Here is a 14321-nt window from a genome sequence, read left to right on the forward strand (position 1 = left end):
TTGCTTTTATTTTTATCTTAAAATCTTAAACACCAAAAAATAAGATTATAATTAATTAAATATGAAAATACTAATCTTTGGCGGTTCTTTTGATCCTATTCATAAAGGCCACACAAACATATTAAAAAAAGCAATAAAAGAATTATCTCCAGATAAAACTTTTGTTATACCTTCAAACAATCCTCATTTTAAATTAAGAGAATTAACTTCATTTGAACATAGAGTTGAAATGATTAAAATTGCATTAAAAGATTTCGAAAATATTGAAATTTCTGATTTTGAATACAAAACTAATCTTAAAAGCTATACTATAGACACCATTAATTATTTCGAAAGAAAATTTAAAGGCGCAGAACTCTTTTTATTAATAGGATCAGATAATTTAAATAAATTCAAATCATGAAAACAATATGACAAAATTTTAGAGAAAGTAACTTTAGTTAGTTATAAAAGAGAATCATATTGTAATTGTAAAACAGAGATGCCAAATTGTAATTGTAAATTACATATTAATAACTTTAATAACATCATTAATATTAATGATGAATTATTTGATATTTCTTCTACAGAAATTAGAAATGGAACTTGTTCTCTTTTGTCTATACCTGAAATTACTAATTATGCCAATCATCATGGATTGTATGCAGTTGACAGACTTAAAAAATTTATGAGTGAAAAAAGACTGACTCACTCAATAAGAACAGCAGAATTTGCCTCTAAAATAATGTCAAAAATAGATAAAAAATTAACATGCATTGCTTATACAACAGCTATTTATCATGATATTTGCAAAGAAGTTCCTGCTGAGAAACAAGAAAGAATAGCGAGAGAAGAACTTAACATAACCGATTATCCAAGTTGAAGGGTTCTTCATGGGCCTGTTGGCGCTCATATTTTAGAAACTAAATATGGTTTTAAAAATGAAATGATGTTAAACGCGATTAGAAGACATACAGTTCCTTATTTGTTCAATAACAATAAAGATTTAACGCCATTAGATATGGTGGTATATCTAGCTGATAAGTTAGAACCAAATAGAACAGATCATGACGTAGTTAATGAAAACATTGAATACTATAGAGAATTATTAGAAAAAGATTACAAAAAATGTTTTAAAGAATTATTAGAAGAAAACACTAATAGACATAAAGGAAAATAATAATGAATAAAAAAACTTTTTATATATTAACTTTAGGTATTGGATACATAATAACTAAAAACAAAATAAAGAAAATAAACAACAACAAAGAAAACAATATAATTGTTGATGAAAAGATTAAATTTGATATTAATAAATTATTAATATCACTAGGCAACAAAGAAAACATAATAAATGTCAACTCTTCTATATCAACACTTAAGATAAAACTTAAAGATATTAAAATCATTAATGAAGAAGAAATTAAAAAACTTAAAATATCTGGAATTTTTATTAATGATCAAGTTATCAATATAAGATTTGGTAATAATGCAAAAACAATAGAAACAAAACTAAAAGAACTATTGTAAATGATATTTAAATACAACAATAAACAAAAATTAAATAAACTTAATATGTCAATTAGTCTCTTTTTTTGTTTAATTAATGTATTTTAAATATAATGATAAAAATAATTTATTATGTGTACTTGTAAACAAAGTATGTATATGCGCTTTCTTATTTTTGTAATATGTCCAAGCCGCTCAAGAATAAAAAAGCAAAATTATGATAAAAATCAATATTTTCTAAACAGTCATTGATTTTTATAAATAAAACACAGCTTGTGAAAACACGCTGTGTTTTTAAATTAGATTTTTTTGAAATTCTTACATATTTAATATATAGGAGGATTTCTTATGAAAAAAGAAAACAACATGGAATTTTCTAAAATATATAAAAACGAATTTGTAGAATTAGAAAACGAAAAAATAGAAGTAGTCTCTACTGGTAATTTAGAATTAAATAAAAATCTAGGTATAGGAGGATTTCCGAAAAATAGATTAATAGAAATTTATGGTAATGAATCTTCTGGAAAAACAACAGTAGCATTGCAAGCTGCAAAAGAGGTTACTGCAAACAAAGGCAAAGTATTATTTTTAGATTTTGAATGTGCTTTAGATCCCACTTATATATCCAAAATAGGAATCGATTATAAAAATTTTCTTATAGCAAGGCCAAAATATGGAGAAATTGGTTTTTCAATAATTGAAGAAGCCTTGAATTCTAAAGAATATGATTTAATAATAGTTGATTCGGTTGCTGCTATGATGAGTGAAGATGAGTATTTAACTAAAGTCGATGACACATTGGTTTTGGGAACTCATGCAAGAATGATGTCAAAAGGTATTAAGAAAATTCAAAAATCATTATCTGAATCTGGAACTTCTTTAATTTTCATCAATCAAATTAGAGAAAAGATTGGAGTTATGTTTGGTAGCAATGAAACAACAACTGGAGGAAGATCTCTAAGGTATTATGCTTCTATGAGAATAGAGATTAGAAAAGTTGAATTAATAAAAGATGGAACAGAAAAAATAGGAATTAAAACAAAAGTTAGAGTTGTAAAAAATAAATTAAGTTCGCCATTTACTGAAACCTTCATAAATATTTATTTTGGTGATGGATATGATCAAACAAAAGATCTTATCGATTATGCTATTAATAAACACATAATTGATAAAAGGGGTTCTTGATATTTTTATGAACAAAAACAATTATGTCAAGGAACAAAAGCATTGTTTGTTTTATTGAAAGAAAATCAAGATTTATTTAAAAAAATTAAAAAAGAATGTTTTAAATTGCTTGATGAAGCGAATTCTTAACATTCTAAATTAATTTATTTATAAGCGACTCATAAAGATCAAAGTTTTTTATTCTTATAAAAGTTCCATTTTTTATAACATAGTCACTTATTATGTCTTTGTAGATTTCATAAGCTACTATGTTTTTATTGGTATTAAGTTCTATTCCATCTAACAAACTTAAACCACTAAATAATATTTGTTTATTTATTTGTTCTTCAGATAATTTTTCTTCTTCTAATACATTATTAAAAAGAATTTTATTAGAAGTTTTGTATATTGTGTCTTTTTCAAAACCATTTGAATTCAAACCAATAGCTATTATATCTTTCAATAAGCAACATTGTTTTAAATATAAACAATCATAATGTTTTGTTAATGAAAAATTAGTGTATTCATATCTTCTATATAATGAAAAAATTTCTGACAATTTGTTTATATTGTTATTCTTGCTGTTTCTTGTTAAATAGGAAATATGTTTTATATTATATTTTAGTAAAAATTCCTTTAGAATTTCTTTGTGATATAAATCATTAAAAAAATCAAAATTATAATTATCAAAATTTTCTTGAATTATTTCAATAGTGTTAATTAATTTTTTATTTTTTAAAGAAAAATTATCTTTTGAATTTAAAGTGTAATTAATTGATATTCTGTTTACATTATTTTTCTTAAATGTTTTTATTAAATTAACATCAAATTCAAGTGGATTAATTTCAATTGTGAATTCTTTTAAATTGATTAATTTATAATTAATGAATTTTAAGATTTTATTTAACATATAACTTGAAGTTAAAGAATTTTTAGAAATCAAAGATATATAAACTGCATTTACTTTTTCTATATCTTTGTTTTTTAATTTTTTTAGAATATGTTTGTATAATTTTCATTTAAATAAAATAGAAACAACAATACTAAATATTTTTGTTTCTATTTTTTTGTTTTCATATTCTAAATTTATAAATAAATTCATTAGATGTTTATTTAATAAATGATATTTGGAAGTTCTACAACAACTAAATATATTAATCCTGTTATTGAAGCTATACATAAACAAAATAATATTAAACAAAAAATAAATTTAGTTCTTTTTTCTCATTTTTTGAACTTTCATTTATCTTCAATAACTAAATCTTCGACTTTTTCGGGATGAAGTTCGTATCTATCTTTTTGATCAATCATTATTTGGCACCAGTTTTTCCATAATTAGTTTGTAATCATGTGTAGAATTCTGATGTTGGTTCTGTTTGAGTATTATTTGAAACAACTGCTCTTGTCGCTGGCGGTGTTGATGGAGTTTCTCCAGAAGGATCATCAGCTGGCGGTGCTTCAAATGAACCCGAATAATCAGAAACTTTTTGACCATTTTTGAATCCAATTATAAAACCAGAAGAATCAGCAATATTTTTTGAAGTTGGATAAACTGATTTAATAAATGATTCTAATTTTTTAAATATTTCATTAGATTTCGAATTTAAGAATTTAACGGTCTTTCCATTTCAGGTTGTATAAGTAGCATCGGGATTAAAACTAAAAGCAGGTGCTGACATCGCTCAATTATATTGTTTATATGCATCTGAATCTGGTTCTAGGAATTTATCATTAGCTCCAAGATTTTTAAATTTAATAATTAATTCATCATAGGAATGTTTTGCATTTAAAGCAGATGCATTTAAAACGTTGTAATAAGAAATGAATTTAACATTTTCAAAATCGTTTTTATTAGATTGAACTCATTTGATTGATTTTGCAAAATCTCCATTCATATCATAAATTTGATTTGATGCTAAATTTTCAGGAAGCAAATTATTTCCTGTTGATGTTTTAGAGAAAAGAAAATTTATATTTGATTGATATGCCATGTTTCCTACATATAGAACATAATTTCCATTGTTAATATTTCTTGTTCCCAAAAGTGCTTTTTCTATTCCAGTTCCAATAGAAATTGGTTTTTTGTAATTAAATTTTTGATTATTCGAAAAATCAACAATACCTGGTTTAATTGCTATTGTGTTTTGTAGGGTCGGCAAATAAACAGATGTTGCAGTTAATGCAGAAATACTTAAAATTATTCCTGCCGTCGTTAAGATTGCTTTTTTCATATATATTAATACTTCCGATATTTTATTTAAAATCTTTAATTATTTTAACATATTATAAATAAGATATTAAATATAAAGAAGAATACATATATGAACAAAAAAAATAAAGTTGTTGTGGGTTTGAGTGGTGGTGTAGATAGTGCTGTTAGTGCTTATTTACTTAAAAAACAAGGTTATGAAGTAATTGGACTTTTTATGCAAAACTGAGATAGTGCTGTAAATTCTGAGAATAATTTTGATTCAAAATTTGATGTATGTGAATCAGAAGTCGATTTTAAATATGCAAAAGAAGTTGCAAAACATTTAGATATACCAATTCATAAAGTTGAATTTGTAAGTGAATATTGAGATTATGTTTTTAAATATTTTATAAAAGAATACAAAAAAAGCAGAACTCCAAATCCTGATATTTTGTGCAATAAGCATATTAAATTTGATCATTTTTTGAATTATGCTTTAAAAACATTTAATGCAGATTATATTGCTATGGGTCATTATGCTGGTGTTGAACACTCTGTAGAGCCTAAATTATTATCTAATAAAGATGAAAACAAAGATCAGACTTATTTTTTGTGTCATTTAAAACCTTGACAATTACAAAAAACTCTTTTTCCGTTATCAAATTATTCTAAAGATGAAGTTAGAAAGTTGGCTAAAGAAATTAAACTTCCTAATTTCGATAAAAAGGATTCTACAGGAATTTGTTTCATTGGAGAAAGAAATTTTAGAAATTTTTTAGAAAATTATATACCAAACCAACCCGGTGATATTATCGACATAACAACTAAAAAAGTTGTTGGTAAACACATAGGTACTATGTATTATACAATAGGTCAAAGAAAGGGTTTAAATGTTGGAGGGCTTTCTGAAAGATATTTCATATGTAAAAAAGATATTGAAAATAAAATTATTTATATTGCACCTGATTCTTTAGAAGAAGAATATTTATTTTCAAATAAATGTCTTTTAATTGATTACAACGAAATAACAAAAATAAATTCTGATAAACCGATATATGCAAGATTTAGACATAGACAAAAATTACAAGAAGTTGAAGTCTTTTTTGAAGATAAAGAAATGTTTATTAAATATAAAAAACAAAAAAATATTGTTGAAGGCCAATTCTGTGTACTTTATCAAGATAATTATTGTTTAGGTGGTGGAATTATTGAAAAAGTATTTAAAAGCAATTTTTAATATTGATAATTATTTTTTTAGAAAATGTTAAAATAAATTTATGTTAGTAATAAATTTTTAAAAATGAGGTTTAATATGAGAATTATTAAAACAATATTATCTATAATTCTGGCCCTTGTGTTGGGATTTGGATTATTTGTGTTGGGCTCATATGTGTATAATACATATATAAGACAAAAAGTTTACTCTCAAACGGGTAATTTGGGACGTATTGGTCAAGAAAAATATAAAGTAGTAAATTATTATACTCAAAAAATTTATAAGTTGTCTATGCCTGTTTTTTTCCAAGTAACTCCTCCTGAATCTAATAGTGGATTAATCATATCAGGTACAGCTTGAATATTTGACGTAGCAAAAGATAAAAAAACACAAAACATTAAAACTTATTTAGCAACAAATCATCATGTTGTTGATTTTAAGGATGCTGTTTTAAAAAACATTGAACAACCTGATTCTATATTTGGTTCAAATCCGAATAATTTCAGTTTCACAGTTAAAATGTTAATTCCTGGTTATCAATTTTATCCAAGTCAATCGCATAAGCAAAGTTTAACGGATATCAAAATTGATCAATTGCCAGAAAATCCGACTCCAGAACAAGAAAAAGCATACAACAAGCAAGTTGCAAGTTATTTAGACTCTTATAGTTATAAATATCAAAATGATCTTGGAATATCTATACTAAATAATCGAAATGTAGTCGAATCACAAAACACGATTGAATACACTTATAAAAACAATGTATTATCTAAAACTATAGTTTCTTCAAATATTGGAATACCTGGTAAAGATTATGAATTCAATCCTTTAACTATTCCCGAACTTCAAAAAGACTCAAATACGAGAATTAACCAGGATCCAGATATTGCATTTATTGAATTAACTAATCTTGTAAATCCTGCGCTTCCGCTTGACACTTTAGCTTATAGAACTTTTAAAACTAATTACATTGATAAAAATAAACAATTAATATCAACATCTTCATTAAAAGCAAATTCAAAAGCATACATTGGTGGTTTTACTGGTTCTGAAAACTTCTCAGGTGTAGAACAGAAATACCAAAGATCTTCAATTTGAGTTTCACCTAATAATGTTTTATCTCTATCAAACAATAAAGATATTAAATTTTCAATAACTGATGGTTATTCAACTGCATCTAAGAAATATCCAATATATGAATTTAATGGTTTAGATTTAGGTCATGGAACATCTGGTTCAATGATTATGAATTCAAATGAACAAATAGTTGGAATTTATTGAGGTGGTCTTTCAAATGGCGAAAACTTCAATGGAGCAGCAGTTGATTTTAGTAAATCACAAATATTTAAATTGTGAAAAAATTATTGTACAACAAAAGGTTTAACAAACTATCTTAATCTAGAAGCAAGTGCTCAATAATATAATAAAAAAAATATGAACTCACAAGTTCATATTTTTTTATTAATAATCAAATCAATTCTTTTTCTTTAAGAAATATTCAATTTCTCATGCAACTCCATCTTCATTGTTTGTAAACTTCGTCATATGTCTAGCTGCTAATTTTGCAGGTTTACCTGCGTTTTTCATCGCGAATCCAAATTTTGCATAACTCAACATTTTCAAATCATTATCTCCATCACCGAATGCTAATATCATATCTGATGGTATTCCATAATAAGAAGATAAATATTCTAAAGCCGTTGCTTTATCTGAAAAGTTAGAATTGATTTCAATAATAGGTCCTAAATTAGGAATTGATCATTCTCTAACAACAAGGGTGCTAGCAACCGTCTTAATTCAATAAACAATGGTATCAAAATCTTCTTTGTTTTTCAAATACAATAAAGTTGAATGAACATCTTCTTTTAAATTTTTGACATCTTCTAAATCTTTTGAAACTATATTATCACTTAAATTTAATATTTTTTTTGAGTATTCTAAAACATTTTCATCAATTTCAGTGTTTAACATTCAAGTGTTTTCAGAACCTTCTATTAAAACATTTTTTATTAAACTGGTGATTTCATCATTACTTAATATTTTTTTAACTATGTCTGCTGAAAATTTAAGATGAATTTCTTTAAAATTTTGATTAGAAGGATTAGAAATTAAAGATCCATTGTGATTAACCATAATAGTGTCTAATTCTAATTTGTTATATATATCAATAGAACCCCTGAATGGTCTTCCTGTTGCAATACAGAATATATGGCCTTGTTTTTTTAAATTTTTAATAGCTTTTTCTGTTCTTGGTGATATTTCAGATTTTGAATTTAATAGTGTTCCATCTAAATCTGAAATAATAAGTAATTTTGGGTTTGTTAACTTATTTGCGCTCATTTATTGTTCCTATCTGAATCCTAAGGTTTTATATAAATTATCTAAATTGTTTTTAGATATTTCTTTAACTCTTTTTATAGATTCGTTGTTTATATCGTTTATTTCTTTATCTGTTATATTGTTAAATTTATTTTGATAATTCATTAAAAAACTTTCTAAGGAATTACAAATTGATAATTTGAATTCACCATAATTTCTGTTTGCAAATTCTTTTTCTATTTCTTTAACTGTTTTAGAAGTTAATAAACTATATATATTGATTAAATTAGATATGCCAGGTTTATTGTCAATATCAAATTTAATTAGATTTTCATCATCAGTAACTGCGGTTTTAATTTTTTTAAGTGAGGATTTGATTTCATCAGTTAAAAAAATGGTTCCCTTCTTTGTAGGTGATGATTTAGACATTTTCTTCAATGGATTTTGTAAATCCATTATTTTGGCTCCAGATTTATTAATTAGTATTTCTGGAATTTTGAAAATATCTTTTTTATATTTATTGTTTAGTCTTATGGCAATGTTTTTAGTTAATTCTAAATGCTGTTTTTGATCAGCACCAACAATGACATAATCTGGATTATATAATAATATATCGCTAGCCATTAGTGTTGGATAGATTAATAATCCAGTAGGAATCTTTTCGGTTCCATTAGCTTCTTTTATGTTTTGTGACTTATCTTTAAATTGTGTCATTCTATTTAATTCACCAAGGGTTGTGTTGCATAAAAGTATATGTGCGAGTTGTGTATGTTCTAAAATTTCAGATTGAAAAAATAAATTAGTATTTTTAAAATCCAAACCAGAAGAAATATAGTGCTTCATGATATTTTTTCTATTTTTTCTAAATTCTTCTGGATCAATATTATTAGTAGTAATTGCATGTAAATCAGCTACAAACAAAATTAATTCATGCTCTTTTTGATTTATTTTAATTAAAGGTTCAATAGCACCAAAATAATTGCCTAAAGTAAGGTCATCGGTGGGTTGTATCCCAGAAATAATTCTTTTCATTGATTTTACTTTCTTTTTTTTCGTCTTTAAGTAGTAGAATACTATATGATATGATTTTATGCTATAAAAGTGTTTAATGTTAATTTATAGAGAGATTTAATGATGATTTATTTGATTAGTAGCCCCAACTGTCCTTCAACTTTGAAAGTTAAAAAGTTTTTACAAAAAAACGAACTTGATTTTGTATTTATTAATACATTCAAGTTTCCTTTAGATAAACAAACACTTACTGATATTCTTTCTTTAAGTTCCAATGGATTAGATGATATTATTTCAGACAATAACAAATTTATATCTGAACATGATATTCAAATTAATGATCTAACAATGAACGAAGTAATTCATTTAATACAACATGAACCTGTTGTATTAAAAAAACCTATTATTTATCAAAATAAAAACAATAGACCTTATAGATTATTAATAGGTTTTAATAAAGGTAATATTAAAGTCCTTCTAAGGCCATAACATGAAATCATTAACATATACATTTGGTATCATTTCTTTTGATAAAGAAATCAATCAAAAGAAAATAATAACTGAAATTGAAAAAAAATTTAGAAATTTAAAATATGATGAAGATAATACAGATTATCTTTTTGTTTTTGGTGGAGATGGTACTTTTGTATCAGCTCTTAGTCGTTATAGAAATCTAAGAAAAAGATTTATTTTAATTAATACAGGTAATTTAGGTTTTTTATCTTCTGTATCGAGCATAGAAGAAATTAATGAAAATATTTTTGATGAAAAATATTTTAATTCTTACAATTCAATTGAATTGAAATCAAAAGAAATTTCGTTAAATGCTATTAATGAAATTAGCATTATTTCTAATGTTCCTTTAAATTTTAATTTAAAAATAAACAGCAAAGAGTTTTATGAACCATTTTCAAGTGGCTTCAGTTTTATTAGTCCAATAGGTTCAACCGGTTTAAATAGAGCTAACAATGGGCCTTTATTCTTACAAGAGTCTAATAATTTAATTCTTAGGGAATTAAATGTTGTTAAAACTAATAAAACTCAATTTTTAAATCAAGATTTAATAATTGATTCTAATAACAAATTAAATGTCGAAATCAAATCGAAATTCGAATCTGTTAATATCCAATATGATAATAATTTAATTCAAACTTCAAATAAGCAATTTGAAGTAAATTTGAATCTTTCGAACGCCAAAATATTTAACTATAATTTTGAAAATGAAAAAATTAAAAAACTAAGAGAAAAAATTTTAAATATAATTAAATAAGTTTTATTTGATTAGGAGATATATAAAAGATGAACAAATTTGACAATTTTTTTAATTTTTTAATAGATGAATTAAGTTTTTGTAATGATCTTATTTTATACAATAATTACAAAAAATCATTCAATCAGAATTCTAAAAAATTTAATAATTTAAATGAAATTTTAATTTCAAACAAAAATTTCAAAGAAGAAATCAAACAAGATATTAGGAATACAAAAGATTTTTGTTTTGAAATGCAAATGACAGAACAAATGACATATGAATTTTTACATTCCAATTTCATAGTCTTGATAGACGCCATTGCTAAAACAAAAAATATATCTTCTGGAACGTTTTTATCTTCACTTCGAAAGTCTGTGAATGAAAAAAAATAAAACTTTAGTTAATATAAAAAAAAGTTTAATTAAAAATAAAAAATTAAATTTTTTATATTTAGCTTTTACTGCTTTTATAGGTTTTTGGATAATTAATCTTTGTTCATCTTTAGATTTTAACTATTCAAGAATACTTACACTTTCTGGTGGGATAATATTTTTATTTATATCTTTAATTTTAAGTTGTTTTCATCTTTATTTTTTGTATAGAGATTATAAGGACATAAGTTTAATGAAACAAGAATTAATTTTATTTTCTATTTCTTGACTTCTAATTTTTATAAGTATTGGTTATTCTTGACATATATTTATTACTTTAATACCAGAAATTTTAATTAACAAAACTCAAGCCGGTGATTGAATAACTCCACCTACAACTTTACAAAATATCAAAATATCAGCTGCACAATGACTTGTTATATCTATAACTGCTATGGTTGTTGTTGTCTACGGATATTTATTACATAGAGAATATAAATATACACTAAACCTAGAAAATGAAAAACAAGAACTCATTCTTCAAAAAGAACACGAAGAAAAATATAATCAATAACTATTATTCAACTAAATATTTTCTCACAACAGAAAAAATACTTAAAAAAACAAATAAAACCGATATAGTTTCTGTTTTACAATTTTTTTCTTTTTCTGAAGAAGATATTAAAGTAACAGGAATAACAGAGATAATAGAATTAATTAATTTTTATTTGTCTAAAAAAGACAAAGAACTTATATCTGTTTTTGGTGTGAAAGAAGGAGATATCATTTCTCCTAAAACTCCCATATTAAAAATTAAGGGACCTTATTATTTAATATGTAATTTGGAAAATATAATAGATTCAATATTGAGTAGAAGATGTTCGGTTTCTACTAACGCAATGAATCTTATTAATGAACTTAAAGAAGATCAAGAAATAATTTATATGGCAGATAGAAATGATGATTTCAGATTATTGCCATACGATGCTTATTCTGCTTACAAAGCAGGAATAAGAATCTTCACAAATAATGCTCATTTAGAATTTATTAAAAATGACAAAACAGTAAAATTAATAGGAACAATTCCTCATTCGTTAATACATCAATATAAAAATGATTTAAAAACCTTAATAAAAGATTTTAATGAACACATTAATCAAAAACCAACTCTTCTTGTTGATTTTAACAATGACGTAATTAAAGCATTAGAAAGTTGTAAGAAAGAGCTTAATAATATAAGTGCTATAAGACTTGACACTTCTTCTAATATGATAGATAAATCATTAACTAGAACTAAAGAAAATTATGGAATAAATTCTAATTTAATTTTTTTGGTTAGAGAATGATTAGATATCAATAATTTCCAAAAAATCAAAATAGTTGTAAGTTCTTCTATATCAAAGTATAAAATTAAAGAAATGAACAATGCAAACGCTCCTGTAGATTTCTTCGGAATTGGACAACATTTTATTAAAAATTCAGTTCACATAACTGCTGACTTAGTCAGATACAACAATGAAAATTTTGCTAAAGAAGGAAGAGCTGAACTTAAAAACCCTAATAACTGAAAACAATATATTTAATTAAGAGCATAAAATGAATACAAACATTAATGAAAGAAAAAAGAAGATAAAAACATTAATTGATGATCACATCAATCTTAAAAATTCAAACGTATTTAATCTAAGTTTAGTAAGAAAACATAAAAAACTTAAAAATAGATTAAGTAAAGTTCAAAAAGAGATAAATGAAAAGTACAACAAATTCTTTTTAATTTTTCTTGTTTCATTAAATGTTATTTTATATTTGTTTTTAATTTATCCTGGTATTCTTTTTTATAAAAAAGCTTTTAAACCTTTTGAATCTAATAGAAATAAAAAATTAAGAGAATATTGAGACATACACGCAGATCTTATTAGAACTCAAAACAAAATAGTAGAGAGTCTTAATTTTGAAAAACTTTTAAATGAAGTTTTTTTATTTTTGGATTTAGATCACAATTCGAATATATCAACAGAATTTTTAAATAAAATTCCATTGAATGATTTTTTAGGTGCAAAAAATAAAAATCAAAAGAGTTATAGATATAATACATTTAATTCTTCTTGATCAGTATATAAACAAAATAAGATAATCATTAATCTAGCAATTAGAGAACTTTATTTAGAAAAAAAAACATACACTGGAACTACTAAATCAAACTATGTATATGTTTCATATAAATCAAGACAAGCCGGAAAAGAAGATGTAACGGCATCTATAACTAAATATGTTCCCGTTTTTAAAACAAATTATCAATCTATTGTTTTTACAAAAAATCAACCTAATTTAGATTTCCAAATTAAGGATGTTTTTGAAAGAAACTTTTTTGGTAAATTAAAAACAAAACCAACAAAATTAGATTTATCCAATGAAAAATTTAATGCGTTTTTTGATGTCCGCTTTACAGAAATTAATCAACTTCGTAAATTTGTTGATTTTAAAGCTCAAAAAACTTATGTTGACATTGTAGAAAAATCTAATTTCACATTAGATAATAGTTTTAAAGTTATTAAAAACAAAAACTTCATTTTTTCAAAATATAACGAAATAAATCTTAATATTAATCCAGATAAAATCGATTATATTATTGAATTCAAAAATAAATTTTTCAATGATCTTAGATTTCTTGAAAACAAACTACAAGAAGGTTTTTATAATTTAGCATCTCAAAAAATTGATAATCTAGCTTTCATTGAATTGTTTGATTGTTTAATCAAAGAAGATAATCAATCTTTAATTAAAGAAATAAATTCGCAAGATGAACCTACTTTAAATTACTGACAATTAAATAGAATAATAGCTAATTTTGATAGTTTTTATATTAATTCTAAGTTAATTTCAGATTGTTTTAACGAAATAAAGAATCACGAAGTCAAAAAAGTTGGGAAATATACGATAAATCAACTTGAAGTAAATACTATTTATTACGATAAAGAAAAAAAACAAGAAGTATTAAGCACTTATAGTGTTAAAGCAGATCAAACTGTTAATGTTGGTGTTGATTATTATGATTACAAAGAAATAATTCACAAAAGATTTATTTACATTATTCCTTTTAAAACAGAAGTAAAAATTAATTATAGTAATTTGAATTTACATACAAATATAAATGAATTTAATTTTAAAGATTTTAGAAATATAAATAATGTCTTTGAAAGTTTGATTCTTAAGAAAAATCTTATTTATATTTCAGCAAATAAAAAACTAACATCTGATGATATTAACAAAGTGTTAACTTTCATAAAAAAAATAAATAAAGAGAAATAA

Annotated in this window: 16 protein-coding genes; 11 read left to right on the top strand and 5 right to left on the bottom strand. The window is 23.8% G+C overall.

Going from position 1 to position 14321, the window contains the following annotated elements; all coding sequences use genetic code 4:
* The first annotated feature begins 61 nt into the window (after positions 1–61).
* From AC27EK_RS00180 to recA, 3 genes are all read left to right on the top strand, one after another.
* Positions 62–1159 (top strand): nicotinate-nucleotide adenylyltransferase, encoded by a 1098-nt coding sequence (locus tag AC27EK_RS00180; RefSeq protein WP_487231353.1) that lies wholly within the window; start codon positions 62–64, stop codon positions 1157–1159.
* A gap of 2 nt (positions 1160–1161) precedes the next feature.
* Positions 1162–1509, top strand: coding sequence for a hypothetical protein (locus AC27EK_RS00185; protein ID WP_487231354.1), 348 nt, complete (start codon positions 1162–1164; stop codon positions 1507–1509).
* Between the two features lie 327 nt (positions 1510–1836).
* Positions 1837–2802: a recombinase RecA gene (gene recA / locus AC27EK_RS00190; protein ID WP_487231355.1), complete on the top strand. Its 966-nt coding sequence runs from the start codon at positions 1837–1839 to the stop codon at positions 2800–2802.
* Between the two features lie 4 nt (positions 2803–2806).
* Here the strand turns inward: recA and AC27EK_RS00195 are convergent, their stop codons facing one another.
* Genes AC27EK_RS00195 through AC27EK_RS00205 form a run of 3 tightly spaced genes read right to left on the bottom strand, consistent with a single transcriptional unit; the run spans position 2807 to position 4883 of the window.
* Positions 2807–3754 carry a hypothetical protein gene (locus AC27EK_RS00195; RefSeq protein WP_487231356.1) on the bottom strand — a complete coding sequence of 316 codons (948 nt, stop codon included), beginning with the start codon at positions 3752–3754 and terminating at the stop codon, positions 2807–2809.
* Positions 3755–3765: 11 nt separating this feature from the next.
* Positions 3766–3963, bottom strand: coding sequence for a hypothetical protein (locus AC27EK_RS00200; protein ID WP_487231357.1), 198 nt, complete (start codon positions 3961–3963; stop codon positions 3766–3768).
* A complete protein-coding gene (locus AC27EK_RS00205; RefSeq protein ID WP_487231358.1) occupies positions 3963–4883 on the bottom strand; it encodes a DUF6856 family protein in 921 nt (306 codons plus the stop codon). Before AC27EK_RS00205 ends, AC27EK_RS00200 begins: the two co-directional genes overlap by 1 nt.
* Positions 4884–4955: 72 nt before the next feature.
* On the opposite strand from AC27EK_RS00205, the gene mnmA reads away from it, so the two are divergent.
* Both mnmA and AC27EK_RS00215 read left to right on the top strand, forming a co-directional pair.
* Complete coding sequence (gene mnmA, locus AC27EK_RS00210; protein ID WP_487231666.1) at positions 4956–6080, top strand: tRNA 2-thiouridine(34) synthase MnmA; 1125 nt, start codon at positions 4956–4958, stop codon at positions 6078–6080.
* Between the two features lie 75 nt (positions 6081–6155).
* Positions 6156–7478, top strand: a complete 1323-nt coding sequence (locus tag AC27EK_RS00215) for a DUF31 family putative serine protease (RefSeq protein WP_487231359.1) — start codon at positions 6156–6158, stop codon at positions 7476–7478.
* Positions 7479–7520: 42 nt separating this feature from the next.
* On the opposite strand, the gene AC27EK_RS00220 is transcribed toward AC27EK_RS00215, so the two are convergent.
* Both AC27EK_RS00220 and trpS read right to left on the bottom strand, forming a co-directional pair.
* Positions 7521–8399 (bottom strand): HAD family hydrolase, encoded by an 879-nt coding sequence (locus AC27EK_RS00220; protein WP_487231360.1) that lies wholly within the window; start codon positions 8397–8399, stop codon positions 7521–7523.
* Positions 8400–8408: 9 nt separating this feature from the next.
* Positions 8409–9410, bottom strand: coding sequence for a tryptophan--tRNA ligase (trpS, locus tag AC27EK_RS00225; RefSeq protein ID WP_487231361.1), 1002 nt, complete (start codon positions 9408–9410; stop codon positions 8409–8411).
* A 111-nt stretch (positions 9411–9521) separates the two neighbouring features.
* Between trpS and AC27EK_RS00230 the strand changes: the two genes are divergently transcribed.
* From AC27EK_RS00230 to AC27EK_RS00255, 6 genes are all read left to right on the top strand, one after another.
* A complete protein-coding gene (locus AC27EK_RS00230; RefSeq protein ID WP_487231362.1) occupies positions 9522–9878 on the top strand; it encodes a Spx/MgsR family RNA polymerase-binding regulatory protein in 357 nt (118 codons plus the stop codon).
* 1 nt (position 9879) lies between these two features.
* Positions 9880–10659: a diacylglycerol kinase catalytic domain-containing protein gene (locus AC27EK_RS00235; protein WP_487231363.1), complete on the top strand. Its 780-nt coding sequence runs from the start codon at positions 9880–9882 to the stop codon at positions 10657–10659.
* A 29-nt stretch (positions 10660–10688) separates the two neighbouring features.
* Complete coding sequence (locus AC27EK_RS00240) at positions 10689–11033, top strand: hypothetical protein (RefSeq protein ID WP_487231364.1); 345 nt, start codon at positions 10689–10691, stop codon at positions 11031–11033.
* Positions 11034–11265: 232 nt separating this feature from the next.
* Positions 11266–11586, top strand: coding sequence for a hypothetical protein (locus AC27EK_RS00245; RefSeq protein ID WP_487231365.1), 321 nt, complete (start codon positions 11266–11268; stop codon positions 11584–11586).
* A complete protein-coding gene (locus AC27EK_RS00250; protein WP_487231366.1) occupies positions 11531–12595 on the top strand; it encodes a nicotinate phosphoribosyltransferase in 1065 nt (354 codons plus the stop codon). The genes AC27EK_RS00245 and AC27EK_RS00250 overlap by 56 nt, the downstream gene beginning before the upstream one ends.
* A gap of 13 nt (positions 12596–12608) precedes the next feature.
* Complete coding sequence (locus AC27EK_RS00255) at positions 12609–14321, top strand: hypothetical protein (protein ID WP_487231367.1); 1713 nt, start codon at positions 12609–12611, stop codon at positions 14319–14321.

The sequence above is a fragment of the Ureaplasma rhincodontis genome (assembly GCF_057537535.1).